We start from the raw sequence: 24,730 nt of genomic DNA, 5'->3' as shown, positions 1-24,730 counted from the left end.
AAAAAATCAACCTGTTTATGCGGAAGGAGGGGCATGACATGACTTACGCCTGCGAGGACTGCGGCTTTTTATTCTGCCGGGTGGGAGCGGTAAAGGAATGCCCTTCCTGCGAGAAACCCCATATTCGCCCCGCAACAGAAGAAGAAACCGGGAGGCTGGAGAAACTTTTGGAACAAGGAAAAACAAGTTTAGAAATCAAGGAGGAACAGACCTTATGAACAAACGACTATTCAGTATGTTTCTTGCGCTGTGCATGATTGTGACCATGCTGCCGGTATCGGCAATGGCGGAAGAAATACATACGACCATCGGCGGGAGCGGAGAAATTATCAGCTTTGCACCGCTGACAGAAACCAAAAAAGCGGTATCACTCGGAACATCCATTGAAGATTTGGAATTGCCCGAAACGCTGACCGCCACAGTGCGGACGGCCGTGCCTGCCGATGAAATTCCCACACAGGATTCCGGCAGCCCGGAAACGGCAACTCCCACAACGGCCGACGAGCCTAAATGGAAAGAAACCACCGGGGATATTCCGGTGACATGGAATTCGCCTGACTACAACCCAAACACCGGGGGCGAATATGTCTTTACGCCGATCATAGAAGGCTATGCCGTCAGCGCCCCACTGCCCGAAATTACCGTGACGGTGGGTGCGGCGGTTATGGCGCGTGGGTCAATAGGCCCCCTGTCTGCCACAACCTACAATATATGGGTGGGCGGCGAACAAGTGACCGATGCCAATAAGAGCAATATAGCTGGCGATGGCATTAGCGGAACCGTCACCTATGACAGTGATACAAATACCCTTACGCTGAATGGTGCGGCTATCACCTCTTGGCGCGCCTTGGAAACATTCAGCTACGGTATTTATGCCCCGGACGGTCTTAACCTCGTATTGGTGGGTGAAAATTCCATCGATCTTTTAGCTGCCACAGGCTACACTGCAAACGGAATTTTTACTCGTAGCGCTGACAAAAGAAGCCTTATCATCAGTGAAGAAGATAACGGCTCGCTTACGATTATCACCAACGGTTATTTTGGAATTAATAGCGACCATCTAACAATCAACAGCGGTACAATCACCGCTATAAGGTCGGTTATTGGGGGGTATTCATCCGCATCCATTAACGGAGGAACCGTGACAAGCACCGAAGGCGGTTATGGAATTGTAGCTCCCACACTAACCGTTAGCGGCGCAACGGTGACCGCCAGTGGTAGTACCGCGGCGTTGCTCTCTAGTGGCGGGTCTCCTGATTTCACAGGTATGCAGGTGACGGCGAGCACCGATGAGAGCGGAACCCCCGCTGTTCCATATAATTCTGCGAATCTCGCAACCTACAAATACATCAAGGTTGAGCCAGGCGCAACGAGCACAAATGTTGCCGGAATCAACAGCACAGGCTATGCCACGCTGCAAGCGGCTGTTGATGCCGTTGCAGAGGGGCAGACAATTACGCTGCTTGATGACATCGTCCTCACAGGGGCGGTTACTGTCGGTAACGATATCAGCAAGAGCTTCACCCTTGACCTGAACGGCAAAACGCTTGACGGCGGTTCTCTTTCTGCCATTAAACATCAGGGCACTGGCACGCTGACCATTACTGACAGCGGTAGTGACGGCACGGTGACTGCAGCTGGGAGCTACACTCACCACACAATTCGTAATGAGGGCTCCGGTGTCGTCAGCATTGTGAATGTCACAGTTAATGCAAGCGGAAGTGTGACACACGCCATTTACAACAAATCCCTCGGCACTGTGGATGTTTTCAGCGGAACGGTGAGCGCGGCTGTCACCGCACTTGGGAATGACGGCGGCACCGTGAACGTTCACGGCGGGACAGTGCGCGCCAGAGAAGGCAACGCAATTTTCCAAAGCGAAACCGGTACTGTGAATATTTTGGGAGGTACCATCAGTGCCGAAAGCGAGACCGGGACTGGGATTTTTAGAACCTCCTCCGGCACCATCAACATCTCCGGCGGCACGGCGATTATTCAAGGCGGCTTAAGAGCAATGTCCCATGCGCCGACGCTGGCCGACGGCGTAATAGCCACGGCAAGCACCAGCTACGAGGGGAGCGATTCGGTCGCTTATGACGCGGCGAATATTTTAAGCTACAAACACTTAAGCTTTGAGCCTGCCCCTGTTGTCAACTATGACCTCTGGGTGGGCGGCGTGCAGGTGAGCAGCGCCAACATGAGCGATGTATTGGACGATGGAACGGTAAGCTATACCCCTGCCGCGGATGGCACGCCCCAAATCCTTACCCTGAACAATGTAACCATTGACGCAGACAAACAGCATTCATGGTTTCTCAATAGTACTAATGTTGTTACCGGCTATGCCGCCATCTATGCAAAAGAGAGCCTGAACCTTGTCTTGACCGGCAATAACAGCCTGACAGGCGGTTCTCAAAACACTGCTAATATAGATAGCCATGGGCTTTATTGCGGCGGAGCCTTAACCGTCACAGGCGGCGGAAGCCTTGAAGCGACCGGTGCGGCAATGAGCGAATTTAACTGCTCTAGCTACGGTTTGTCTGTGAATGGCACCCTAAAAATCACTGACGGTGTAACGGTAACCGCACGTGGGGGAAATGTGAGCAATAGCAATAGCGGTAGCATGGGCGTGTTTGGCAGTGGGAGCCTTGGCCTCATTGTCGAAAACGCAACGCTGACAGCTTCTGCCGGTAAGGGATATAACGGCTTTGGCTTGCGGTTCGGGGATATCCGTATCACCGACAGTACTGTTAACGCCACCTCCGGTGAGGCATACTATTCTAGCGAAGCTATGAGCGCGTATAGCGGCGATATTCAGATTTCCGGCGGAACGGTATCAGCCGTCGGCAACCAAGCGATGAAAGTCCCTGCCAGCAAGAGTATTACAATCTCATCGGGCGCTGCGGTGACAGCAAAAGTGATCAATGGGTCCACCCGTCCCGCCATGAGCCAAGCCCCCAATCTGGACGGCTACGGCGGCGCGTATTATGTCACGGCCAGTACATCACATCTCGGCAACAACCCGACGGCCTATGTTCCAGATGACATATCTACCTATCGCTATCTTGCCATCGGACCGGACACCACAGCCCCCACAGTTACTTCGGTAACGGTGCCCCCCAGCGGCACTTATGTGCCCGGAGATAATTTGGACTTCACAGTAAATTTCAGCGAGAATGTTCTTGTCACCGGTATGCCGTACATCTCGCTGATGATTGGCACAGAGGGTAAAAATGCAACGTATCAAAGCGGCAGCGGCACATCGGCGCTGGTCTTTCGTTATACGGTGCAGGCAGGCGACAGCGACAGCAACGGCATTACCGTCTATTCGCCGCTGTACCTCAACGACGGCACCATCAAAGACTCAGCGGGAAACAATGCGGTTCTGACGCTTGGCAGCATAGGCAGCACGGCAAATATACTGGTGCGTACCCCGGAGGAGACCTTTATCACCGGCCAGCCAGCCCCTCAAACGGTGGACGCAGGGGAAAATGCAAGCTTTTCCGTTACGGCAACCGGAGAGGGTTTAGCCTACCAGTGGCAGGTTAACACAGGCAGTGGCTTTGTAAACGTTTTAAGCGCTGGAGTATACAGCGGAGCCGCAACGGCGACATTGACCATCACAGGAGCAACCGCAGGGATGAGCGGCTATCAATACCGCGCCGTCGTTACAGGCACCTATTCGTCTCCCGTTAACTCAAATTCGGCCCTGCTAACGGTTGACACCCGGACAGCGTTGACCGCTGTATCAATCAACAACACCGCACCCACATTCGGCGATACACTGTCGGTGACAATCAATCCAAGCGCCGCGACCGTCACATACAGCTGGGAAGTGGACGGTTCACAAGTCGGCACCGGTGCGACTTATGAGGTCGGGGCTGCCGACATCGGAAAAACAATCACCCTGGCCGTAACAGGAACAGGGTCATATAAAGACACAATCACAAGTGCCGCCACTTCTGCCGTCGCCGCAAAGGATTACAGCGTTACGGTAGATGCCGCCAAGAGCGTGGCACATGGCTCTGGATTATCCGCCCTTCCCACGGCAAACGCAGGAGCGGTAACCGGCACGCTGACTTGGTACTCAAACAACGGACGCACAAATGCGGCTGTTGACACCGATATTAGCGCGTGCGCCGTCGGCAGCTCGGTCACGCTGTATTGGAGCTTTACCGCAAGCACAGCAGGCTATGTTACAACACCCAAGACTGGGGTGTGCGAGGTGACAATCGTCAGCGGTGCGGCGCAAATACTCTCCTTCGCGGAAAGTAACGTCGCAAAGACCGTAGGAGATCCCATATTCACAAACATACTCACCCACAGCGTTGGCACAGGTGCGGTAACCTATTCAAGCAGTAATACGGATGTTGCCACCGTGCATCCCGCAACCGGCGCAGTGGCGATTGTCAGTGCGGGAACCACAACCATTACGGCAAATGCGGCCATGATTCCGGGCGAGTATGCTCCGGGGAGCGCGTCGTTCACACTGACGGTAAACGCGCCGGCAAAAAGCGTGTCTGTCGGCCCACAAATCGGCATAGCTACCGCGGGCACGGCGGGCAGCTTAACCTATACTGTGACGACGGCGAATATCGCAGATGGAACATACGCCGTGAGCGTTGCAAACCTGCCGGCTGGCGTAACCATTGGCAACAGCGGCAATGTGACAATTTCGGGCAACAGCGGAACGCTGACCCTGACCGTTGCGGACACGGCGGCAGCGGGAACGACCGGCACACTGGTGCTGACGCTTGATGGCGCAACCGCTGCGGCGTTCAGTATCGTAATCGGTGAACCCGCGCCCGCTACCACCTACACCGTCACCTTCAACCCGAACGGCGGCACGGTCAGTGAAGCTTCACGCTCGGTTGCATCCGGTACGGCGGTAGGGGTACTCCCGACACCGACACGCTCCGGCAGTTACAGCTTTGACGGCTGGTATACGGCGGCAAGCGGTGGAACTCAAATCTCCGCAAGCACAACCGTCAGTGCAAATGTGATCTACTATGCCCATTGGACTTACACCGGCGGCGGTGGCTCTGGAAGTGGCGGCGGCAGCTCCTCAAACGACAACAGCAGCCCTGTCATCGTCACCCCACCCGCACCGGATAAGCCGAATTCACCCACTCAGGGAGAAATCAAGGTTCCCGGCACAGTGGACGGCAAGGGCAATGTCACAGTGAGCATCACTGACAAAACTGTGACTGACGCTTTTAACAAGGCATTGGCTGAGGCCAAGAAAAACGGCACGGAGCAAAATGGCATCACGGTGGTTCTCCGTGTGGACACCGGCAACAAAACCGGCTCCAATGTTACGGTCAATCTGCCAAAGGCCGTGCAGGATACCATCATTGCAAAGAAAATCGTCAACACCATTGTGGTGGTAGACAACCCCGACATCAGAGTCGGTATGGATTTGGCGACCGTACAGGAAATCAATAAGCAGGCAAAATCTGATGTAAATATCACCGCCACCCGCACGGACAGCGGTAAGCTGACGACCGAGGCGAAAAAGGCTATTGGCAGCCGTCCGGTATTTGACCTCAAGGTGAACTACGGCAACGGCAAGGCTGTCAGCAGCTTCGGCGCAGGCAGCGTGTCGGTAACTATTCCCTACACCCTCGGCGCAAATGAAAAGGCCGGGAATGTGCAGGCTGTCTATGTAGACAGCAAGGGCACGGTGCATTGGCTGGTAAACTCGGTCTATGACAGTGTGGAAAAGGTACTGCGCTTCAGCACCAATCATTTTTCCACCTACGGCATCGGCTATAAACAGACGGGCACCGCATTTACTGACATTGCAGGCCATTGGGCAAAGGAAGATATTGAGTTTGTGGTAAGCCGTGGATTGTTCAGCGGCACTTCTGAAACCAAGTTCAGCCCAAACACCGCCATGACAAGAGGAATGTTCGTCACGGCGCTGGGGAGGCTTGCAAACGCCGATGTGAGCGGCTACGCAAAGAGTAGCTTCAGCGATGTGAAAGACGACGCCTACTATATGGGCTACATTGAGTGGGCAAGTAAAAACAACATTGTAAATGGGGTTGGCAATGGAAAGTTTGCCCCGGATCAGTCCATCACCCGTGAGCAGATGGCAGTCATTATGAGCAACTATGCCAAGACCATCGGTTATACTCTGCCGAAGGTTCATATCGAAAATATCTATGCAGATAACTCTAAAATCAGTACCTACGCCAAGGAAGCCGTGAAGCAGATGCAAATGGTAGGCGTGATCAGCGGCAAAAACGGCAATCTCTATGACCCGCAGGGTACAGCCACAAGAGCCGAGGTGTCCGCTGTTTTGCGCCGCTTTATGGAGCTGGCGATTTCCAGCGACACAGCGCAGGGCTGGTCCATGAACGATTCCGGCAAATGGATGTACTTCAAGGACGGCAAGCCCCTCACCGGCAAGCAGGACATCGACGGGGCGACCTATACCTTTGACCAGTACGGTGTGACAGCGGATGTGCCGAAGAATTTGCGGTACACCACCTACACCGTGCAAAAGGGCGATAGCTTCCGGAACATATCCCGCAAACTGGGCTGCCCCATGAGCGAGCTGGAACGACTGAACAACAAGAGCCGTTTTTCTCTTATTCTCCCCGGCGAGGTGCTGAGAGTACCGGAGAAGTAAAACAACAAATCAATAAAGCTATGGGCAAACCCGGTTAAAGCCGGGGACGCAAAGCCGAGGGTCTAAGGTGTCTTAGGACGCTATGATAGTCTGGCTGCTGACAGTTATGCAAAGCCTGCCCTTCATGCTCGGAGGGCAGGCTTTTGCAGTTTTTAACGGATGCTTTGGACTTCGTGATACCGGCTTTCGCTATGGCTATGGCGAGAGAGGTATCCATATGAAGATATTCCGCTTTTATCCCTTTTCGGGGTGTAAATAGAGAAAGAGCAATCTATACATACTCCAGTTCAAACCTACAATTTAATCATGTAAACCTAAAAAAGTTAGCATTTTGCCAAGGGCGAAGTGCTGACTTATTTTTTTCGACAAATTTCCTTTTTGTTTTACAAGTAATTCCATTTTATCGGTTTTGGTGTAACCTTTCTGGCAAACCACGTTGCCGTTCCCCGCCCTCCGATCTGTTTTCGCATTTCAGCAAAACAGATTGGAGGAAAGGAACTTGAAAAATTATTAAGACAGTGATTATGCCCTAAATAAGTTTAGCGAGGGCATTGTTTACCGTTTCGCAGACAGCATTGTAGAAATCACGCTGGAGGACTACCTTGCGGAGAACCCCGGCAAGACAGTACAGGACTTTTTGGAGCTAAAAGCCTTGTCGGATGAAATCTACCATCAGCAAGTCACACATGAAAATCGGACAAGCCGTTTGGATGTGAGCATCAATGGGCTGGAGGAAACAGAGCAGCTTGCCGCCCCGCCCCTTGATTTAGATTTGATACATAAAAGCGATACCACAAAGGCCAAGGAAGCCACAAAGCGGCTGCTGGACAGCGGAGAATTGACAGAAATCCAGCGGCGGCGCTTTCTTCTGCATTTTGTAGAGGGCTTATCCTATCGGCAGATTGCCCATCGTGAAGAAGTGCATTTTACCTCTGTTCACGAAAGCATAGAGGCGGCTGCGGCAAAGCTACAAAAGTTTTTCAAAAAAATTTAGTTTTGTACCACTACATATACTGTTTTTGACATTGGGTAATATGAAGTTTGTCGGCAGTTATATTATCTATTTATCTATTGAAACCATACGGATATTCGTATATAATATATGGTGTCTTTTTATATCTATACGGAGGTGAAAGGGTTGAGTAGTTTGCAGGGATATATCTCAGCGCGGGAAGCGTCCTACAAATGGGGTGTATCAGAACGGCGCGTACATCAATACTGCCAAGCCGGACGCATTCCAGGGGTTTCCCGTTTCGGGCGTTCCTGGGCTATTCCCGCCGATGCCCAAAAGCCTACTGATCCCCGGAAAGAAAATACCAGAAGGAAGTGACCGCTATGCTGCGTATTGCTATCTGTGACGACCAGCCGAGAGAGCTGGACATCATCAACGAACATATAAAAGAATACTTGGGCACCCATCCATGGGAAGCGGAGATTCAGGAATTTCCTCACCCGGATAAATTGCTGACTGCCACGGAATCGGAACGCTTTCATCTTTACATACTGGACATTGTCATGCCCATGGTGAACGGCTTGGAATTAGGTAAAGAAATACGCCGCCTTGATCGTGAGGCACAAATTATCTATGCCACCACCGAGCCGCAGTTTGCTCTGCAAGCATATGCAGCGAGCCCGATCAACTATCTCATTAAACCGATTGAAAAACAGCAGCTATTTGATACGCTGACCCTCGCCATTTCGAAAGCAGACCTTGCGGAGGATCAGACCTTTGCCGTCAAAACAGCAGAGAGCTTGCGGGTCATAAAGCTGTCGGATATCATATGCTGTGAATACCGCAGCCACGCTGCCATCCTCCGCTTAGCAAACGGTGAAGAAGTATCCAGCCGCACCTTTCGTGAGAATTTTTCAGAATACTGCGCGTCTATTTTGCGGGACAGGCACTTTCTGCAATGCCACACCTCGTTTATTATCAATCTGCGCCGCGTGGAGCGCTTCGCCAAGGATAGCTTCACGCTATACGGCGGCAGGATTGTGCCGATTGCGGCAAAGCAATACCCTGCGGTCAGAGATGCCTATATGGACTACCTGATGGCAAAGGAGGATCGGCAATGACTTCACTTTTCCCTGACCTTTTACGAGCAGTCATCACCGATATTATGCTGATCCTTTTATTGTCCACCATGGCAACTCCAAAGTACAAAAGCAAGACTTTGTATATTTTATCAACGGCCATTATACTGGTGGTCAATGTCAGCACCAATTATTACTTTTATCTTTCGGAAAACTATACTGCCGTTTTTTATGCTGACTTTACTATGCTCATGGTTATTGGAATTGTCCTGAAGCCCCTTTTTACAGACAAAATAATGCAATGGTGTTTTAGCTATATTACGATGCTGAATATTTACGAAGCGGTGGTGTTTTTAAGTTACATATTCAGTGATATTTTCCCAAATCCGGCTTATGGAAATGTTTTTTTGCGTTTGATTTTATTTTTGCTTATCGTGTTTGTGTTTCATAAATGGGTTTCAAAGCCATACCGCAGCGTGTTGGATTACTGGTATATCTATATGCTGCCCATTGTCACACTTCAGGCTTGCTTTTTAGGATATTTATTCGGCGGCAACATTGAGAAAATGCTGGTGAATAACTATGTACCACTCATGCTTCTCATCCTCTTGGGCTTGTCAATATATGTTGCTATTATTCACTCCCTTAAAACCATAACAAAGCAATATGCCATGCGAGAGGCAAACCAAACGATGCAGGCGGAGCGGGAATATCTGCAACTGGCCGCTGGCAGTATGTCTCAGCGGCTGGAGCTCATGGAGGAAGTATCGGCAAGGAACAGCCGGGCTGCCCATGACCGCCGACACTTTAACAATGTGCTTTTAGAGCTTTTAGAGCAGGAGAAAACCGGTGAGGCAACTGCTTTGCTGCAAAGTCAAAACCGAATGACACAAAAAATCAGCAGGGTTTACTGCGAAAATTCCGCTGCCAACGCCGCCGTTTGCCACTATGTGGCACTTGCAGAGCAAGCGGGTATTTTTACAGAGACCCAACTGGATATTCCAAGAGAACTGACCGTGGATTCCTTGGAGCTTTCCATGGTGGTATCAAACCTTTTGGAAAATGCGATTCAGGCCTGCGGAAGGCTTACCGACGGAACAAAGCCTCATCTCCGTTTTACCTGCCGAAATATGGGGCGGCTCTTGCTGGAGATGGAAAACCCCTGTGCGGAGGATACCGCCCTTGATGAAAACGGCTATCCTGCCGCCAGCGAAGAAGGTCACGGTGTCGGTAGTCGGAGCGTCGTTGCTTTTGCAAAAAAATATGATGGCGAACTTCTATACAAAATAGAAAACGGTGTCTTTCGGGTACGCATCTTGGTTTGAGAATACGATAAATTTTGTCTGTCAAGAGTCTATTTAATTGAATATCAGTTTTTTAAGTGTAAAAATGAGTCTTTTAAGTGTAAAGGCTCATTTTTTCTTTTTCTAATGGTAATTTCAGAGCAGCAATTTACAAAATATCATGGAGTTATTGGAGGAAAGGAACATGAAAAAGAGAGCTTTATCTTTCTTACTAGCATCCAGCATGGCTGTTTTTTTGATGCTGTTTACAAGCGGATGTGTGCAAAAAAGCAATGCCACTGCCTTGTGGGAAGCTGGGAGTACAAGAAACAAGATTGTCGTTATAAGCGATATTCACATTGGAATTGACGACCAATACGCCGAAAATGTGGCAAACCGTCCGATATTAATTGATTTCTTGAAGCGGCTGCAAAGCACAAAGGATGTGCGGGAGCTGGTGATAGACGGCGATTTTCTGGACGAATGGTTTTTACCGGTGGACTATCCCAGCTACACCGATGTGCAACAGTTTTACAAGGATGTCATCGCAAACAATCAAAGTGTTATTGATGAGTTGAACAAGGTGGCCAACAGCGGAATCAAACTTGTCTACATACCCGGAAATCATGACATGACGCAGGAGAATGATGTTTTGCAGGAGGCGATTCCCAAGATCGTACAGGTCAGGGATGCCAAAGGGCTGGGAACGTATTACACAGGTGACCGCAACGAAATTGCAATCGAGCACGGCCACCGCTATGATGTTTTTTCTGCACCGGACACGGTTACCAATGCAGAGTTGGTGGGAAATAGCGATACTATTCTGCCGGCCGGTTATTTCTACGCCCGCTATGCTGCGACTTGGGTATTAGAGGGTCGCCCCAAAGTGGAAAAGAACTTGCCGGTGGTGACAAATGTGCCGGATAAATCCGACATAGACCAGTATGGAGCGTTTATGTACTACTCCATTCTCAAAAGCGTGTCCGCACGGATGACGCCCAACGAGAGCCTTGACGAGAAAATATTTGATATGCATATGGCAGGCTTTGACGACGCCTACACCTATCTGGATTTCTATCCGACACAGCAGGCGGACGGAACCATTTCCGCGCCGGTGTTGTTTCAAAATATTCAGCGCACATGGGACGAGCGTCAGAAAATCAATCAGGTCAAGGTTCCCAACAGCTTCCTTGAGGCGGTCGCAGGAACTGTAGACTGGGAGTATTATTTCAGGCAGGCAAAGGCGCAGTATCTGGAAAATCCGGACGAGAACGTGGATGTGGTCATATTCGGCCACACTCATGTACCCTCATATAGAGTCTTGGATAACGAAAAATACTATGTAAATGACGGAACTTGGATTGACCATAACACCGACTATCCAGAGGCTACCCGTACCTTTGCCATCATAACCACCGGTGAGAAAACCACGGCTGGGCTTTACGCATATGGGGAGGACGGCTCCGTGACCGATATTGCCGCAAGTGTCAGCGGAGAAAAGGATGAAGCCGCTCCCGCAACAAATCCTTTGGAAAAGGTATCATTTGATTATAAAACCCTTGAAAACTACGGGGATGATAACACGCAGGCGCGTTATGTTGAAGTGAGCGGCTTAACAGACAGCGCTGTACAAGAAAAACTGAACAAGGAATTAAAAGAGTTTTGCCTTGCACCGGCTTCTTCTGCCGAAAAAGATACCACATACGATATTATGCCTGTCTTTGAGATGGTAGGCGGCGATTTGTTGAGCATCAGGACATACAATACCGCCTACACCGCAGGAGCGGCTTACCCTGTAAGTTCCATACGGACACAGCTTTTCAGCTTGACCACAGGCGATAAGGATACGGGGACTCTGTGGGCTTTCATAAAGGACAAGGATGCGTTCAAGCAACTGGCACTTGACGGCAAATTTAGTTTTGCGGCGGCGGGCGTTGAAGGTGAAATGCCCAAAGAACTCAAAGCGGCGGCATTTCAAAAACTTGCACAGAACATTGACACTCCTGAATTTGCAGCGCAATTTTACTTTGGCGACGGAGGTAATCTGAATGTATGGTGCGAAAGCGAGAACCATGCCACAGGGGACTATTGGCTGTTTGATATCCCTGTCACAGAGTTAGAGGGACTTGCAACAGATCGTCTGCTTCCTGTTATTGAAAATCTGAAGAATCTCAGCAATTAAGATGCGGGTATGCAGAAGTGAAAATAAGCGGCATTCCGAAGTGTTCGGAGTGTCGCTGTATCCTCGCCGGAAGGAGCGTGATAGCATGGAAAATCGTCGGCGTAGGCAGGAAGATACGCCCCTTTCTGCCCCCAATGCTGAAGGCAATGTGTGGCCAAAACAAGTTTGTCCGGCTTTTGAGCCGAGAGCCGATACACCGGAGGGCTTACAGCAGTGCTGGTACTGTCGGTGTGCCGACTTTCATTTGGACAAGCCTCGTTCACTGGATGTAGGCGTATGTTACTGGCCGAAAAAAATATCAAAATAGGAGGATAAAGTAAAGTGAAAAAAAGAATTTTAAGTATTTGGCTCTCAGTGTGCATGGTTCTGACCATGTTCCCAATTTCGGCTATGGCGGAAGAAGTCGACTCTTCAATCGTTATGAGCGGGGAAATCATCGCATTTGCACCGCTTGCCGAAACAGAGATATCTGTATCAACAGGCACAGCGATTGAGGATTTAGGGCTTCCTGAAAGCCTGACGGTAACGGTGCGGACTGCCGTAACCGCCGGCGCAGGCACATCGGAGGAAGCCGTACAGGACTCGGGAAACCCGGGTAATTTGGCAGAGGCTACCCCCGGTTCCGCCACTCCGACAAACTCCAACAGGCAGACGGAGACAAACGAGACGACCGAACCCGAATGGAACATCACAACTCTGGATATCCTTGTTACATGGACATCTGCCTATGATATGGACACCGAGGGCATTTATGTTTTCACCCCGGTGATAGAGGATTATTTCGTGAGCGCTGCCCTACCGGAAATCACCGTGACGGTGGGTACGGCAAAGCTCCAGACGCAACGCACAGCATTTGGCGCCCTCGACACATTTTCAGTTGCCATCAATACAATGCTAGACATCGAGGTTCTGCCTATTTACGGAGACCCGGATGTGGACATGATGGGAAATCCCAGGCACAGTTTTACACAACCAACAGACGGAAGTAAAAGCGCAGACCTGTATTGGGACGCTGGCAGCCGGCTTAAAGTAGAATATGATACTAATTCTGCAATGACTGTAGGTGCAGGAAGCACCATTTATTTTTATGCAGAAGAGTCAGGAACCTATACATTTACCGCTACATTTACGGGTGATAATGATATACCTCATGATTATCCCATTACGGTTACCGTCACCGATGGCAGCGCCCCGGCAAGCAATCCCACAAAAAGCATCGCTGACAGCAATCTGTACTTCAAAGATAACAGCGGCGATACACAGTACTCGACCGACAACACAACCTGGACAAGCTACACGGGCGAGTTTACCATCACCGGCAGCAGCACCAGTGATGCTGCTGCCACACATACGGTAATTGTGCAGAGCGGGACGCACAATATCACCCTGTCGGACTGCTCCATCGGGGCTGCAACCGCTACGGGCATATATAATCAAGCCTCGCCTTCCCCCTTTGATATCCAAAGTGGAACGGTGAACCTGACTTTAACGGGTGAAAACAAGCTGTATTCCATTAATGAGGGAAAAGCTGCCCTGCATGTGAACCCAAGCGCGAGCCTCGTCGTGACGGCAGAAAGCACTGGTTCGTTGGACGCCCGCTGCCACAAAAACAATGCTAACTATGGTCGCGGAGCGGGCATTGGAGGAGATAATACGCAGGCCAGCGGCACAATTTCCATCAACGGCGGCGAGGTGAGCGCATACAGCTTTAATGGCGCGGGAATCGGCAACGGCAATAAATATACTTATGGCGAGTTCGGCGATATACGCATTACCGGTGGCACCGTCGTTGCGCAAAGCGACAACGGCAACGGCATCGGTTTCGGAAACTTGAACTCCGGCACCGGAGGGAGTGTTACGATTACCGGCGGCAGCGTCAATACCAGCAGTAAGACCTCCCCCATCGGCGGCACGCTGAAAAACGACAACGATATCCCCGTTCAGCTCTACACACTCACCCTTTTGGGTGTTTCCGCTCCCACGGCGGTGGCAGCGCTGAGCACCACGCCCGAGCTTGACTACGTCTACGGCACCTCCGGCATGAAAACCGATGGCGACGGCAGGTTGTACGTATATCTCCCCACGGAAAAAACAGCAGTTTCCGTCACGGCGGGCGGTGTGACCTATGCAAAAGCACCGTCTTGATACCATGCTGACCCCTCAAAACCCATGGATAACAGCCTTGAAGAAATTCAAGAAAAATAAAGCCATAACGGGAGAAATGATTTCCGAGCTGATAGAACGAGTGGAAATCTTCAGCGATCAAAGCGTGTCCATCTGTTTTAGGTATCGGGATGAATTTGAAAGTTTGCTCAGCTTTATTGAGGCGGAGAGTGAGGTGAGGGTTTCGTGAGTATTAAGAAAATCCTTGCCGAGTATATCCGCCTATCCCAAGAGGACGAGAACGAGGGTGAAAGCAACAGTATCATAAATCAGCGGGAGCTTCTGAATGCTTTTGTGAAAAGCTCTCCTGACCTTTCACAATATGAAGTGGTTGAGTTTTGCGACGATGGTTACAGCGGTACGAATTTTGACCGTCCGGGCGTGAAAGCCCTGTTGGATGAAGTGCGTGCGGGAAACATACAGTGTATCATCGTAAAAGACCTGTCCCGTTTTGGAAGAAACTACATTGACATTGGAGATTATTTGGAGCAGATATTTCCCTTTTTAGGGGTGAGATTTATCTCCGTAAACGACCGTTTTGACAGCAATGACTTTGACGGTACGACTGGCGGACTTGATATTGGTTTCAGGAACCAGATTTACGCTCTTTACAGCAAAGACCTTTCTCAAAAAGTGCGGAGTGCAAAGAAAACCCGCATGGAGAAAGGCGAATTTATCGGCAGCCATGCCCCTTATGGCTATGCGAAATCTCCGGAAAATCGCAAGAAACTTGTGATTGACGAAAAGGCTGCCGCTGTTGTCAGGCGTATCTTTGCGATGGCGGATGAAGGTAAAAACGCAGTCCAAATTGCCAATGTCCTGAACGCTGAAAACATTCCGACACCATATGTCTATAAGCGGCTTATGGGCTGTGACCGTAAATACAATGTGGTTGGAAAAACAAATCATTGGCATAATACAACCGTCCTGACCATTATCCGTGATGAACGCTACACCGGAAAAATGGTAAGCGGCAAGCACCGCAGTCCTTTTGTTGGGAGCAAGAACGGTAAACGCACCCCTAAGAGTGAGTGGATTGTCGTACCGAATACCCATGAGGCCATTATTTCGGAGGAATTGTTTGCTTCGGTTCAAGAGCTTTTTTCTGCCCCTGTGAGGATAAGAACAGAACCGGCCGAGATTAGACCATTGATGGGTAAAGTGAAATGCGGGGTTTGCCGACACGTTATGCGAAGAAGTAATAGTCCCTTGGCTACGGCATATTATTATTGTGAGAGCCATCAATATGTGGCTGACAGCAACTGCCCAAAGGATAGAATTTCTGAAATCAGCCTGACACAGACCATCCTATCTGTGATACATAAGCAGATAGAGATCATGCTTGATATGGAACGGATTTTTGACAAGGTGAAAACGCAAAGCCATAATGATATAACCAGTCTGACAGAACAGATCAGGCAGCTCCAAGCCGTCCGCTCCAAGCTGAAATCATCCAAAGTTAAAGCATATGAAAAATACAAAGATGGAGCTTTGGACAGGGACAGCTATGCAAACCAAAAGGAGGATATTGGCAAGAAAATTGTGGAAACAGATACCCAAATCGTTGAACTTGAATTGGCATTACAAAGCCGTTATCAGGAAAACGGCCAGCCGGTTTCTATCATTGAGAGCTTCAAGCGATATGAAGGATTTACGGAGCTTTCAAGAGAAATAGCAGATGAGCTGATCGACAGCATCTATATCTACGGAAGTGAAGCAATTGAAATTGTATGGAACCATATGGATGAGTATATGAGGCTTGTTCAATGTGTCGAAAAAGGAGGGTTCGCAGATGAAAACAGGTGATAAAAACAGCGTTTCAAAGAATGCATGGATATATTGCAGGGTTGTCAGCAATGAAAATAACAGCATAGAGGCGCAGCGTGACGGGCTTATCCGCTTTGCTAATGAGCATGGGTTCAATATCGCTGGAATTTCTCGGGATATTGGCAGTGGCCTCGATTTTTCACGCAAAGGCTTGTCTGAAACCAAGCAAGCTGTCTGCTCAAAGAACGCAGATGTTGTTTTGGTTTTCAATGTGTCCCGTATCGGTCGGGAAACATTGAAAACCCTTGATTACATGAAAGAACTAAATGCGCTGGGTGCAGAATTTTTTTCACCAATAGACGGTGTGATTGATATAACTTCACATAAATAAGCATGGGGTATTTCAAAAGGTTAATGCAAAAGAAGGCTGAATTTCACGAGATTCAGCCTTCGCTATAAATTGGAATTTTGCAACAATTTGCTATTTCAAAACAATTTCTTTCCGTTTGAAATGTTTATGCCAAGTCCACTTGCAATGCTCCCTTGCTTAAACGGATTTATTTTTTCCACCGTACCATCTCGTTTAAAAAACGATCCTGTTCCTTTGAACCAAAATGTAGCATTTGCTTTTACACATTGCTCACGAATATCCAGTACCCAGCTATAATCACATTCACGAGCATCACGCCCGCTTTCGCCGCTGACCGTAACATGCTCAATTCCATGAAGATAGGCTGACAAATCAACCGCTTCTAAAAGAGGGGAGCAAGCAACAAAACGACGTTTTATTGGATAAGACAGAAACAAAGGAAGACGATAATCTGCCAAAGATTGATTCTCGACTGTACAGCCGATATTTACATTGTCATAGCCATCACCCCAATCGGAAGGCAGTGAAACAGGGAACCGGTCAATTCGTTTGGTCAAAATGAGAAAATCAATATCAGCTCTTTGTTTTATCATGCTCCAAGCGTCCTTGCGCCACTCATCAGCTTCGGGCAGAAAAAAATCAGTCGCAAAACAGGTGGCAAGGATTTTATTCCCTTTAATATTGTATTCACCCTTAGTGTTTATTCTTATAGGCCAATCGAATTTATCTGTTTTCTGTATGGTGTTTTGACCGCAGCGTTTCGCATATGGCCCATAAAAATAGCAATTTGTACAGCCATCACTTATTTTGTAACAGCCTGTCCATGGCTCCCAGTTCATAGTGTTCCTCCTCTTGGATAGGTGAAGCGGATGATAGCAGAAAAGCAGCCGCTTGTCAAACGCAGCGTTTAAACGTCACCGTCTGTGCCTTCATGGAGATCTTACCCACCTCGTAGCCGTAGGCGGGCAACTCCTTCTTGAAGGTTAAAAAGGCATGGTCGATGGGAAAGCCCAGAATTTGTTCAATCTCAGCATAGGTCAGCGTGAAGCTGTTCTCCGTGCGTTGACCTATCGCCTTCCAAAGCGGTTCATATTTACTCATTGTCCGTCTCCTCCGATCTTGTTTGAAACAAAATAGCGGCTTTGATTTACCAAAGCCGCCGTGTATCACATACCAAAGCCTAACGCATACTGTTTTACAACCTCAAGAGGGAACATTGTGCGTGTAGCAACTTCTTCTGCCGACATGCCTTGATTAAAAAAGCGTTTGATAACCGTGGTCATATCCTCTGCAATTTCTACAATGTGCTTGTCGGGGTCATATACCCGAATATCACGCTGTCCCCACGGGTATTCTTTGATTTCGTGTACCCATTGCAAACTGGATATGCTTTTCATTTCGGCATACACTTTGTCTAAATCTTCTACTTCAAAATAAACTTGAAAGTTGTGTGACTGCTCTTTCACACTATTATCTGCCAAGCCAACGAGTGCAGCATATCCTTGTTGAAGCGAAAAGCCCTCAAAAGTCACATGTACGCCAATATCCATGGCCGCATTTTGGTGAAGTACCTTTTCATAAAAGTGTTTGGATGCAGCTATATCCTTAACCGCTAAAAGACAACCTTGATATTTCATTTTTCAATCCTCCTTTGAGGATAGTGTATCGTATATCTCTGTGCCGTCATAGTAAAAATCCGACATTGTTTTCAAGTAATTTTGGGGTGACACACCACTGATAGCCTTGAAATCTTTATCAAAATGGGCTTGGTCGAAATAGCCAGCTTGTTGTGACAATGCCGCAAAAAAGCAGGGCGATTTTTGAATGTGCTTTAATACATAATTAAAGCGGGTTAAACGTGCAAAGTCCTTAACATTCAATCCAATTTGTGTGCGGAACAAGCGGTTTAGCTGCCGTTCACTATAACAAGATAGTCTGGCAATCTCTTTCACTTGTAGCTGTCCATGATTATCAGAAATCGCTTTGGTTGCCAATAGCAAAGCATCTGAAACAACATGCTTTTCCATGCGTTTGTATAAAATTTCCTCGCAAGCGTTCGCTAAGTCGATTACAGTTTTTGATACTGCAAAAGCATGATGCAATAAACGGAACAACTCGTTGTCGATGTCCACAAGCGAAAGGCGTTTATCTGCAAATTCCGCTTGGTTTTGGCGTGTGATTTGATACAACCCATAGGGCGAAAGCTGGATAAGCATTAAAACATTATAACTATTTGGTTCCGTGCCTAACAATATGGGGGTGAGGGACGCTCCCCATAGTTCAGCAATGACTGTATTTCCATCGAAAGCAAGCGACAATGTTCCGCAAGCGTTAGGCATAAGCATATAATGCTCTGTAAACATATCCTTAGATGGAAATACGATGTTGTAATATAGAATATATTTTCTCAATTCAATATGTGAGGGGAACATATTAAATTGCTTGTCATATTGTAAAATCAAATTGTTCCCCCTTGCTTTTCAAAGAAAGATTTTCATTATGCGTATCAAAATCTTACCATAGTTGAGAATTAATTTCAACCACGGCAGAAAGGATTGAAACAAGATGAAAACCAGAAACCGCTCACTATCTATTTGCAGGATACTCTGGACAATCTTGGAGATGTAAAAACAAGGAACAGGCTGACTTATTGTAGAGTCAGTCTGTTCCTTGAACTCCCCAAAGAAAGCAAATGTTGTTTTGGTTTTCAATGTATCTCGCATTGATCGGGATACATTGAAAACTATGCTTATATGTAAAAGTTCAATACGCTGGATGCAGAAGTTTTTCCTTGACAGACGGCAAAATTGACATAAATTTATTAGAAGATGCCATTGTAAATAGCTACATAAAAGGATTACCTTAATCAAATATTTTTTAGTCCTGACTTGACACCAGCAGGTCCGGTAGGTCCAGTGGGTCCCGTTGGTCCCATACAGCGGCAGCAATGGCATGTGCAAGGTTTACAGCAAGTGTTTTCTTCATTAGAGCATCTATCACATGAACATCTTCTATTGCAATTACAGCTGCAAATATTCATTTCTTGAAATTCTTCAGGATTCATAAAGCTTCCTCCTATAAATTATTAAATAGCAAAATTTAGTGCCTATCCTATTATATTCCAAAAGAACCAATCTGACATTTTCCGCCGTCAAGGCCCATAATCGCATGAATGCGGTCCGGTAGATTAATACTTTTTCATTTAAATTGCTATCATTTATAAGAAGATCTTTTTCCACTTTAATCTATGCATTTATATCACGAATACGAATCTATTCTGATTTTCAGATATCAAAATATCTTAAATTCTCCCACGCCATAAGAGATCGGGCATCTATAATCAGGCGTTTTCAGTTGGGCCAGATTAACGGTATTCCGGAGATAATAGAAGGTAAAGAATTCTCTTGACAGCCATTTTTAAATACGCTAAAATGTAAGTGCAATAATTACACCTACAATTGAATAACAAATGAAAAGTACGTAATATCCCTTATTCAGAGTGATGGAGATACAAAGGATCTATGAAGTCACGGCAACCCCGACCGGAATGATGGCACTAAGCCAGAAGGAGCGGTGGGAAGGTGCCAGCCTGAGCGAGAAATCGAGCAATAAGAGGATTTGATACATTGTTGAATCAAGTCCGCGTTTGCTGCGGGCTTTTCTTTTTGTTATTCCCCCATGTATATTAAGGAGGAAATGACAACATGGAAAAATTATTATTTACATCTGAGTCCGTTACTGAGGGACATCCGGATAAAATGTGCGATCAGATTTCTGACGCAATCCTTGATGCAATGTTAGAGCAGGACCCAATGAGCCGTGTAGCCTGCGAAACCGCAACCACCACCGGCCTTGTCATGGTTATGGGAGAAATCACCACCCATGCCTATGTGGACATCCAGAAAGTAGTGAGAGAAACCGTAAGGGAAATCGGTTATGACCGTGCAAAATACGGCTTTGACTGCGATACCTGCGGCGTAATAGTAGCCCTTGACGAGCAGTCCAAGGACATTGCTTTAGGCGTTGACCGTGCCTTAGAAGCAAAGGAAAATAAGATGTCTGATGAAGAGATCGATGCCATCGGAGCAGGAGACCAGGGAATGATGTTCGGTTTTGCCAGCAATGAAACCGAAGAATATATGCCTTACCCAATCTCTCTTGCCCACAAGCTTGCCCTCCAGCTAACAAAGGTTCGTAAAGATGGAACTCTGACCTACCTTCGCCCTGACGGAAAGACCCAGGTTACAGTAGAGTACGATGAAAATGGAACACCTCTCCGCTTAGATGCAGTGGTTTTATCCACCCAGCATGACGAAGAGGTAAGTCAGGAACAGATTCACGAAGATATTAAAAAGTATGTATTTGACCAGATTATCCCGGCAAATTTGGTGGATGAGAATACAAAGTTCTTTATTAACCCCACCGGACGCTTTGTGATCGGCGGCCCTCACGGTGACAGCGGACTTACCGGACGCAAGATCATCGTGGACACCTACGGCGGCTATGCACGTCACGGCGGCGGAGCATTTTCTGGCAAGGACTGCACCAAAGTAGACCGTTCTGCAGCTTATGCAGCCCGTTATGTGGCAAAGAATATTGTAGCAGCAGGATTGGCAGATAAGTGTGAGATTCAGCTTTCCTATGCAATCGGAGTGGCTCACCCTACATCTGTCATGGTGGATACTTTTGGAACAGGGAAATTAAGCAATGAAAAGCTGGTGGAAATCATCCGCCAGAACTTTGACCTGCGTCCCGCAGGAATCATCAAGATGCTGGATTTACGCCGTCCCATCTATAAGCAGACCGCAGCTTACGGCCATTTTGGAAGAAACGATTTAGACCTTCCCTGGGAAAAACTTGACAAGGTTTCTCTTTTAAAAGGATATTCAAGATAGCAATGAGCAGTGCGAAACAGAACGTAAAGAGACTTTCGTTGTGCTTGCACATAAGAAAATCTCTTTGCGTTCTGTTTCATAGGGCGAATGCCCGTGAGCGAGTCAAGCCATAGGCTTGACTCGCTGCACTGCGGACTTCCCAGTATAAAAAATCCTGTCTTAGAGCAGTCATTCATAAGCCAGGATATATTTAACCAAAACAGCGCCTTAAAAAAGCCGCCGTTCTAGTCAAAGCGAAACTACACATAATTACAGAAATCCATTTAATCCCCCTTATTACCATCATTCAATCAATCCATTCCCCAATCATTCCTTAACAAAAGACGATATTTCAATTAAATTGCCATCCGGGTCAGCAACATAGCTAGTCCTTTGCCCCCATGGCTCATCCGTAGGCGGAAATATAGGCGTGGCACCTGCGTTCACGACTCTTTCATATTCTGCATCGACTTCTGCAAAGTCAGAAACATCAAAGGCTAATTCTACTGTACCGTTTACCCCGCTGGGATAGGTATACTTTCTTGATGTCATTGCCTCAAAATCGTTCCTGCTGAACATAATTAACTGGACTTCCCCAGAATACAACTCTGCATTTGCATCTCCCGCCCAATCTGTTTTCATGCCCATCACATCCCGATAGAAAGAAACCATTGTTTCCATATCATTTACAAATAATCCAATTGTATTTAGTTTAAGCATATTTAATTCCTCCTTCTAAATGCAGTATAACAGCAGTAACCGGACAACAGTATGTCTTGTTACTTATATTGTTTTAAAATATTTTCTGCGTGTTTTCGGACTTTTGCTCTTAATTCAGGAGGCTCTATCACCTTTATGTGCTCCCCGAAACTCAAAACCCATTGCAGCAAATATTCTGGATTAGAAAAAGGCCGCTGAAATAACAGCTTGCCGGATTCAAAAACGGTAAAGCATTCCGGCCCGTATTCTTCTATCAGCCGGTATTTTGTGCCTGCGTCAAACAGAGCTGTCAGTTTTATTTCTTCTATTTGAAAATACTGCTCAAAATCCATCTTATCATCTGGAATATTACGTGGAATATAAGAAACTTTGGTGTTTTCTAATTTCCATAAACGATTTAATTTAAAAAGCCTATATTCATTTTTTGTCAGGCAATAACCATATACGTACCATGCCGCCCATTTGAACATGATAAGATATGGTTCTATCATACGCTCACTTTCACCTTTGTCAGAATAGTAGATGAAAATCAGCTTTTCCCGGTTAAAAATTGCCTGTCTGATTTGTTCTATTTTATCTGATAAACTATCCTGATACCATGATGCCAAATCAATTAAAATCATGTCATGTCCGGCTAAAACGGTATCTTTTCCATTGGAGAATTTTTCGATAAGAGTTTGTCCATACGCAGTTTTTAAAATACTGTCAATGCTCTTAACACCTGTTAATACAGCTTGCAATTCTTCTTTCGTAAGAACTGTTTTATCAAGTTTATATCCTTCTGCAATGGAAAGCCCTCCGCCATATCCTTGTATAGACACAATAGGGATGCCGGCTTTACATATATGATCAATATCACGCTGGATGGTCCTGCATGAAACTTCAAATCGCTCTGCTAATTGCGGAATGGTTGTCCTTTCCTTTTGTAAAAGAATTGTGATAATTCCAATTAAACGGTCTATTTTCATATGCTCACCTCTTTGCCATTATATCATAAAACATGACATATATATGTCACGTTCCTGTCTTTATCTTTTCCCCCTTTCCGGGAAACAACAGACAGGCCAAATGCACCAATACTTGCACGTTTTCAGGCTTTTTAAGATTTGGCACTAAAACTAGCGCCAAATCCCCGTTTCTTCGTATTGAAATCTGCCGCCTTCATTGCTTATAATAAGAATATCAAAAGGAATTGATTGGCCAATCATACCTAGCATGTATTACGCAGTAATACTATATAATGAAGTGAGGGTATGCATATGAAGGAGAAGATACAAGTATTCGGCCGCTTTTTAAGCGGTATGGTAATGCCAAATATTGGTGCATTTATTGCATGGGGATTGATTACGGCGCTGTTTATTCCAACAGGCTGGTATCCCAATGAAACTCTTGGAGCTTTGGTATCCCCCATGGCTTCTGTGCTGCTGCCTCTTTTAATCGCATATACAGGCGGTGTGGCAGTTTACGGACAGCGGGGCGGTGTCATCGGCGCAATTACAGCCATGGGTGTGGTTGTTGGTTCCAGTGTTCCCATGTTCATCGGCGCAATGATCGTAGGACCTGTCAGTGCCTGGGTGATCAAGCAGTTTGACCGCAAAATGGAAGGAAAGATTCCGGCCGGATTTGAAATGCTGGTAAATAACTTTTCCATGGGTATTATCGGAGCTATCCTGACGGTTATCGCACTGAAGGGAGTTGCACCTGTTGTTACAGTCATGAATCAGGTCATGGAAGCGGGAGTTGGATTCTTCGTGGACCGCAGGCTGCTTCCCCTGGCAAGTATCTTTATTGAACCCGCTAAGATTTTGTTCCTGAATAATGCGATCAACCATGGAATCCTCTCTCCTATGGGAATCCAGCAGGTGGAGGAAATGGGAAAATCCATATTCTTCTTACTTGAAGCCAACCCGGGACCGGGACTTGGAGTATTGCTGGCTTACTGCCTTGCCGGAAAAGGATCAGCTAAGAGCTCAGCCCCCGGCGCAGTGATTATCCACTTTTTAGGCGGAATCCATGAGATTTACTTCCCTTATATTCTGATGAACCCCCTTTTACTTCTGGCAGTTATGGCAGGAGGAGCCAGCGGAATCTTCGTATTCCAGCTCTTTGGCATAGGTCTTACCTCACCTGCATCACCTGGAAGTATTCTGGCAGTCCTTGCAATGACTCCAAGAGGTGAGTATCTTGGCGTATTGGCAGGCGTTGCAGTAGCAGCAGCAGTTTCCTTCGTCGTATCACTTCCTCTGCTGAAGTTTACAGCAAAAGATGTGGATTTGGAGGACTCCCAGGAAAAAGTAAAACAGATGAAACAGGAATCCAAGGGAATCCAGCAGGAAGAAAAGAAAGAAGCCTTTACAGGAACCATTAAAAAAATCGTCTTTGCATGTGATGCCGGAATGGGCTCCAGTGCCATGGGAGCTACGGTATTGAAAAAGAAGCTGGCAGCAGCCGGATTCGCAGATATTGAAGTGGTTCATTCCCCGGTTTCTTCTATTCCAAGTGATGCTCAGATCGTAGTGACCCACCGGGAACTGAAAGAGAGGGCGGCCCACAGCAATCCTGAGGCTGAACTGATCTTAATCACCAATTTCCTGGCAGCTCCGGAATACGATCAATTAGTAGAAAAATTAAAAAAATAAAAATAGCCTTTCTGGTATCCGCTTGTAAACCATGGTATAATATCTATAACTATAGATCACGGAT

General features: G+C 47.2%; 21 protein-coding genes and 2 riboswitches. Of the genes, 14 read left to right on the top strand and 7 right to left on the bottom strand.

Translation table 11 applies throughout. The features are described from left to right. Positions 1–38: 38 nt before the first annotated feature. From V7M78_RS03215 to V7M78_RS03160, 12 genes are all read left to right on the top strand, one after another. On the top strand, positions 39–218 hold the full coding sequence (locus tag V7M78_RS03215) for a hypothetical protein (RefSeq protein ID WP_333646378.1): 180 nt from the start codon (positions 39–41) through the stop codon (positions 216–218). Then, on the top strand, positions 215–6,637 hold the full coding sequence (locus V7M78_RS03210; RefSeq protein ID WP_333646377.1) for an S-layer homology domain-containing protein: 6,423 nt from the start codon (positions 215–217) through the stop codon (positions 6,635–6,637). Before V7M78_RS03215 ends, V7M78_RS03210 begins: the two co-directional genes overlap by 4 nt. 13 nt (positions 6,638–6,650) lie before the next feature. Then, a riboswitch (cyclic di-GMP riboswitch) is annotated at positions 6,651–6,739 on the top strand. Continuing rightward, entirely contained in the window at positions 6,720–6,896 is a 177-nt protein-coding gene (locus tag V7M78_RS03205; RefSeq protein ID WP_333646376.1) for a hypothetical protein, read from the top strand. It overlaps the preceding riboswitch by 20 nt. A 393-nt stretch (positions 6,897–7,289) precedes the next feature. After that, complete coding sequence (locus V7M78_RS03200; RefSeq protein ID WP_333646374.1) at positions 7,290–7,631, top strand: sigma factor-like helix-turn-helix DNA-binding protein; 342 nt, start codon at positions 7,290–7,292, stop codon at positions 7,629–7,631. 144 nt (positions 7,632–7,775) lie between these two features. Then, the gene (locus tag V7M78_RS03195; protein WP_333646372.1) at positions 7,776–7,967 is read left to right on the top strand and encodes a DNA-binding protein; all 192 of its coding nucleotides are present in this window, start codon (positions 7,776–7,778) and stop codon (positions 7,965–7,967) included. 5 nt (positions 7,968–7,972) lie between these two features. After that, entirely contained in the window at positions 7,973–8,710 is a 738-nt protein-coding gene (locus tag V7M78_RS03190; RefSeq protein ID WP_333646370.1) for a LytR/AlgR family response regulator transcription factor, read from the top strand. Beyond that, positions 8,707–9,993 (top strand): sensor histidine kinase, encoded by a 1,287-nt coding sequence (locus V7M78_RS03185; protein ID WP_333646368.1) that lies wholly within the window; start codon positions 8,707–8,709, stop codon positions 9,991–9,993. Before V7M78_RS03190 ends, V7M78_RS03185 begins: the two co-directional genes overlap by 4 nt. A gap of 163 nt (positions 9,994–10,156) precedes the next feature. Continuing rightward, complete coding sequence (locus V7M78_RS03180) at positions 10,157–12,133, top strand: metallophosphoesterase (RefSeq protein WP_333646366.1); 1,977 nt, start codon at positions 10,157–10,159, stop codon at positions 12,131–12,133. 321 nt (positions 12,134–12,454) lie between these two features. Then, positions 12,455–14,278: a hypothetical protein gene (locus V7M78_RS03175; protein WP_333646364.1), complete on the top strand. Its 1,824-nt coding sequence runs from the start codon at positions 12,455–12,457 to the stop codon at positions 14,276–14,278. Further along, positions 14,259–14,486 (top strand): hypothetical protein, encoded by a 228-nt coding sequence (locus V7M78_RS03170; RefSeq protein ID WP_333646361.1) that lies wholly within the window; start codon positions 14,259–14,261, stop codon positions 14,484–14,486. Before V7M78_RS03175 ends, V7M78_RS03170 begins: the two co-directional genes overlap by 20 nt. Further along, positions 14,483–16,102: a recombinase family protein gene (locus V7M78_RS03165; protein WP_333646359.1), complete on the top strand. Its 1,620-nt coding sequence runs from the start codon at positions 14,483–14,485 to the stop codon at positions 16,100–16,102. The genes V7M78_RS03170 and V7M78_RS03165 overlap by 4 nt, the downstream gene beginning before the upstream one ends. Next, positions 16,089–16,454: a recombinase family protein gene (locus tag V7M78_RS03160; RefSeq protein WP_333646357.1), complete on the top strand. Its 366-nt coding sequence runs from the start codon at positions 16,089–16,091 to the stop codon at positions 16,452–16,454. Before V7M78_RS03165 ends, V7M78_RS03160 begins: the two co-directional genes overlap by 14 nt. A 95-nt stretch (positions 16,455–16,549) precedes the next feature. On the opposite strand, the gene V7M78_RS03155 is transcribed toward V7M78_RS03160, so the two are convergent. The 5 genes from V7M78_RS03155 to V7M78_RS03135 form a co-directional block, all read right to left on the bottom strand. Then, a complete protein-coding gene (locus V7M78_RS03155; protein WP_333646355.1) occupies positions 16,550–17,272 on the bottom strand; it encodes a DUF5131 family protein in 723 nt (240 codons plus the stop codon). Between the two features lie 55 nt (positions 17,273–17,327). Further along, positions 17,328–17,534 carry a hypothetical protein gene (locus V7M78_RS03150; RefSeq protein WP_333646353.1) on the bottom strand — a complete coding sequence of 69 codons (207 nt, stop codon included), beginning with the start codon at positions 17,532–17,534 and terminating at the stop codon, positions 17,328–17,330. Between the two features lie 65 nt (positions 17,535–17,599). Next, on the bottom strand, positions 17,600–18,070 hold the full coding sequence (locus V7M78_RS03145) for a VOC family protein (RefSeq protein WP_333646351.1): 471 nt from the start codon (positions 18,068–18,070) through the stop codon (positions 17,600–17,602). 3 nt (positions 18,071–18,073) lie between these two features. Further along, positions 18,074–18,895: a helix-turn-helix domain-containing protein gene (locus V7M78_RS03140; RefSeq protein WP_333646349.1), complete on the bottom strand. Its 822-nt coding sequence runs from the start codon at positions 18,893–18,895 to the stop codon at positions 18,074–18,076. Positions 18,896–19,310: 415 nt separating this feature from the next. Continuing rightward, positions 19,311–19,433: a hypothetical protein gene (locus V7M78_RS03135; RefSeq protein WP_333646347.1), complete on the bottom strand. Its 123-nt coding sequence runs from the start codon at positions 19,431–19,433 to the stop codon at positions 19,311–19,313. A gap of 487 nt (positions 19,434–19,920) precedes the next feature. Beyond that, positions 19,921–20,048, top strand: a riboswitch (SAM riboswitch). Positions 20,049–20,137: 89 nt separating this feature from the next. On the opposite strand from V7M78_RS03135, the gene metK reads away from it, so the two are divergent. After that, positions 20,138–21,328: a methionine adenosyltransferase gene (gene metK, locus V7M78_RS03130; protein ID WP_333646345.1), complete on the top strand. Its 1,191-nt coding sequence runs from the start codon at positions 20,138–20,140 to the stop codon at positions 21,326–21,328. A gap of 306 nt (positions 21,329–21,634) precedes the next feature. Here the strand turns inward: metK and V7M78_RS03125 are convergent, their stop codons facing one another. Continuing rightward, positions 21,635–22,027: a VOC family protein gene (locus V7M78_RS03125; RefSeq protein ID WP_333646343.1), complete on the bottom strand. Its 393-nt coding sequence runs from the start codon at positions 22,025–22,027 to the stop codon at positions 21,635–21,637. Between the two features lie 59 nt (positions 22,028–22,086). Beyond that, entirely contained in the window at positions 22,087–22,995 is a 909-nt protein-coding gene (locus V7M78_RS03120; RefSeq protein WP_333646341.1) for a helix-turn-helix transcriptional regulator, read from the bottom strand. Positions 22,996–23,286: 291 nt separating this feature from the next. Between V7M78_RS03120 and V7M78_RS03115 the strand changes: the two genes are divergently transcribed. Next, complete coding sequence (locus V7M78_RS03115; RefSeq protein ID WP_333646339.1) at positions 23,287–24,666, top strand: PTS mannitol transporter subunit IICB; 1,380 nt, start codon at positions 23,287–23,289, stop codon at positions 24,664–24,666. Positions 24,667–24,730: the final 64 nt, after the last annotated feature.

The organism is Lacrimispora sp. (assembly GCF_036758025.1).
Classification (GTDB): domain Bacteria; phylum Bacillota; class Clostridia; order Lachnospirales; family Lachnospiraceae; genus Lacrimispora.
This window is presented reverse-complemented; position numbering and strand designations above follow the sequence as displayed.

What these genes read in the sequence shown, in the direction of transcription:
- V7M78_RS03215 (WP_333646378.1), top strand. Translation starts at nt 39, where the DNA reads ATGACTTACGCCTGCGAGGACTGCGGCTTTTTATTCTGCCGGGTGGGA.
- V7M78_RS03210 (WP_333646377.1), top strand. Translation starts at nt 215, where the DNA reads ATGAACAAACGACTATTCAGTATGTTTCTTGCGCTGTGCATGATTGTG.
- V7M78_RS03205 (WP_333646376.1), top strand. Translation starts at nt 6,720, where the DNA reads ATGATAGTCTGGCTGCTGACAGTTATGCAAAGCCTGCCCTTCATGCTC.
- V7M78_RS03190 (WP_333646370.1), top strand. Translation starts at nt 7,973, where the DNA reads ATGCTGCGTATTGCTATCTGTGACGACCAGCCGAGAGAGCTGGACATC.
- V7M78_RS03185 (WP_333646368.1), top strand. Translation starts at nt 8,707, where the DNA reads ATGACTTCACTTTTCCCTGACCTTTTACGAGCAGTCATCACCGATATT.
- V7M78_RS03180 (WP_333646366.1), top strand. Translation starts at nt 10,157, where the DNA reads ATGAAAAAGAGAGCTTTATCTTTCTTACTAGCATCCAGCATGGCTGTT.
- V7M78_RS03170 (WP_333646361.1), top strand. Translation starts at nt 14,259, where the DNA reads ATGCAAAAGCACCGTCTTGATACCATGCTGACCCCTCAAAACCCATGG.
- V7M78_RS03160 (WP_333646357.1), top strand. Translation starts at nt 16,089, where the DNA reads ATGAAAACAGGTGATAAAAACAGCGTTTCAAAGAATGCATGGATATAT.
- V7M78_RS03155 (WP_333646355.1), bottom strand. Translation starts at nt 17,272, where the DNA reads ATGAACTGGGAGCCATGGACAGGCTGTTACAAAATAAGTGATGGCTGT.
- V7M78_RS03150 (WP_333646353.1), bottom strand. Translation starts at nt 17,534, where the DNA reads ATGAGTAAATATGAACCGCTTTGGAAGGCGATAGGTCAACGCACGGAG.
- V7M78_RS03145 (WP_333646351.1), bottom strand. Translation starts at nt 18,070, where the DNA reads ATGAAATATCAAGGTTGTCTTTTAGCGGTTAAGGATATAGCTGCATCC.
- metK (WP_333646345.1), top strand. Translation starts at nt 20,138, where the DNA reads ATGGAAAAATTATTATTTACATCTGAGTCCGTTACTGAGGGACATCCG.
- V7M78_RS03125 (WP_333646343.1), bottom strand. Translation starts at nt 22,027, where the DNA reads ATGCTTAAACTAAATACAATTGGATTATTTGTAAATGATATGGAAACA.
- V7M78_RS03120 (WP_333646341.1), bottom strand. Translation starts at nt 22,995, where the DNA reads ATGAAAATAGACCGTTTAATTGGAATTATCACAATTCTTTTACAAAAG.
- V7M78_RS03115 (WP_333646339.1), top strand. Translation starts at nt 23,287, where the DNA reads ATGAAGGAGAAGATACAAGTATTCGGCCGCTTTTTAAGCGGTATGGTA.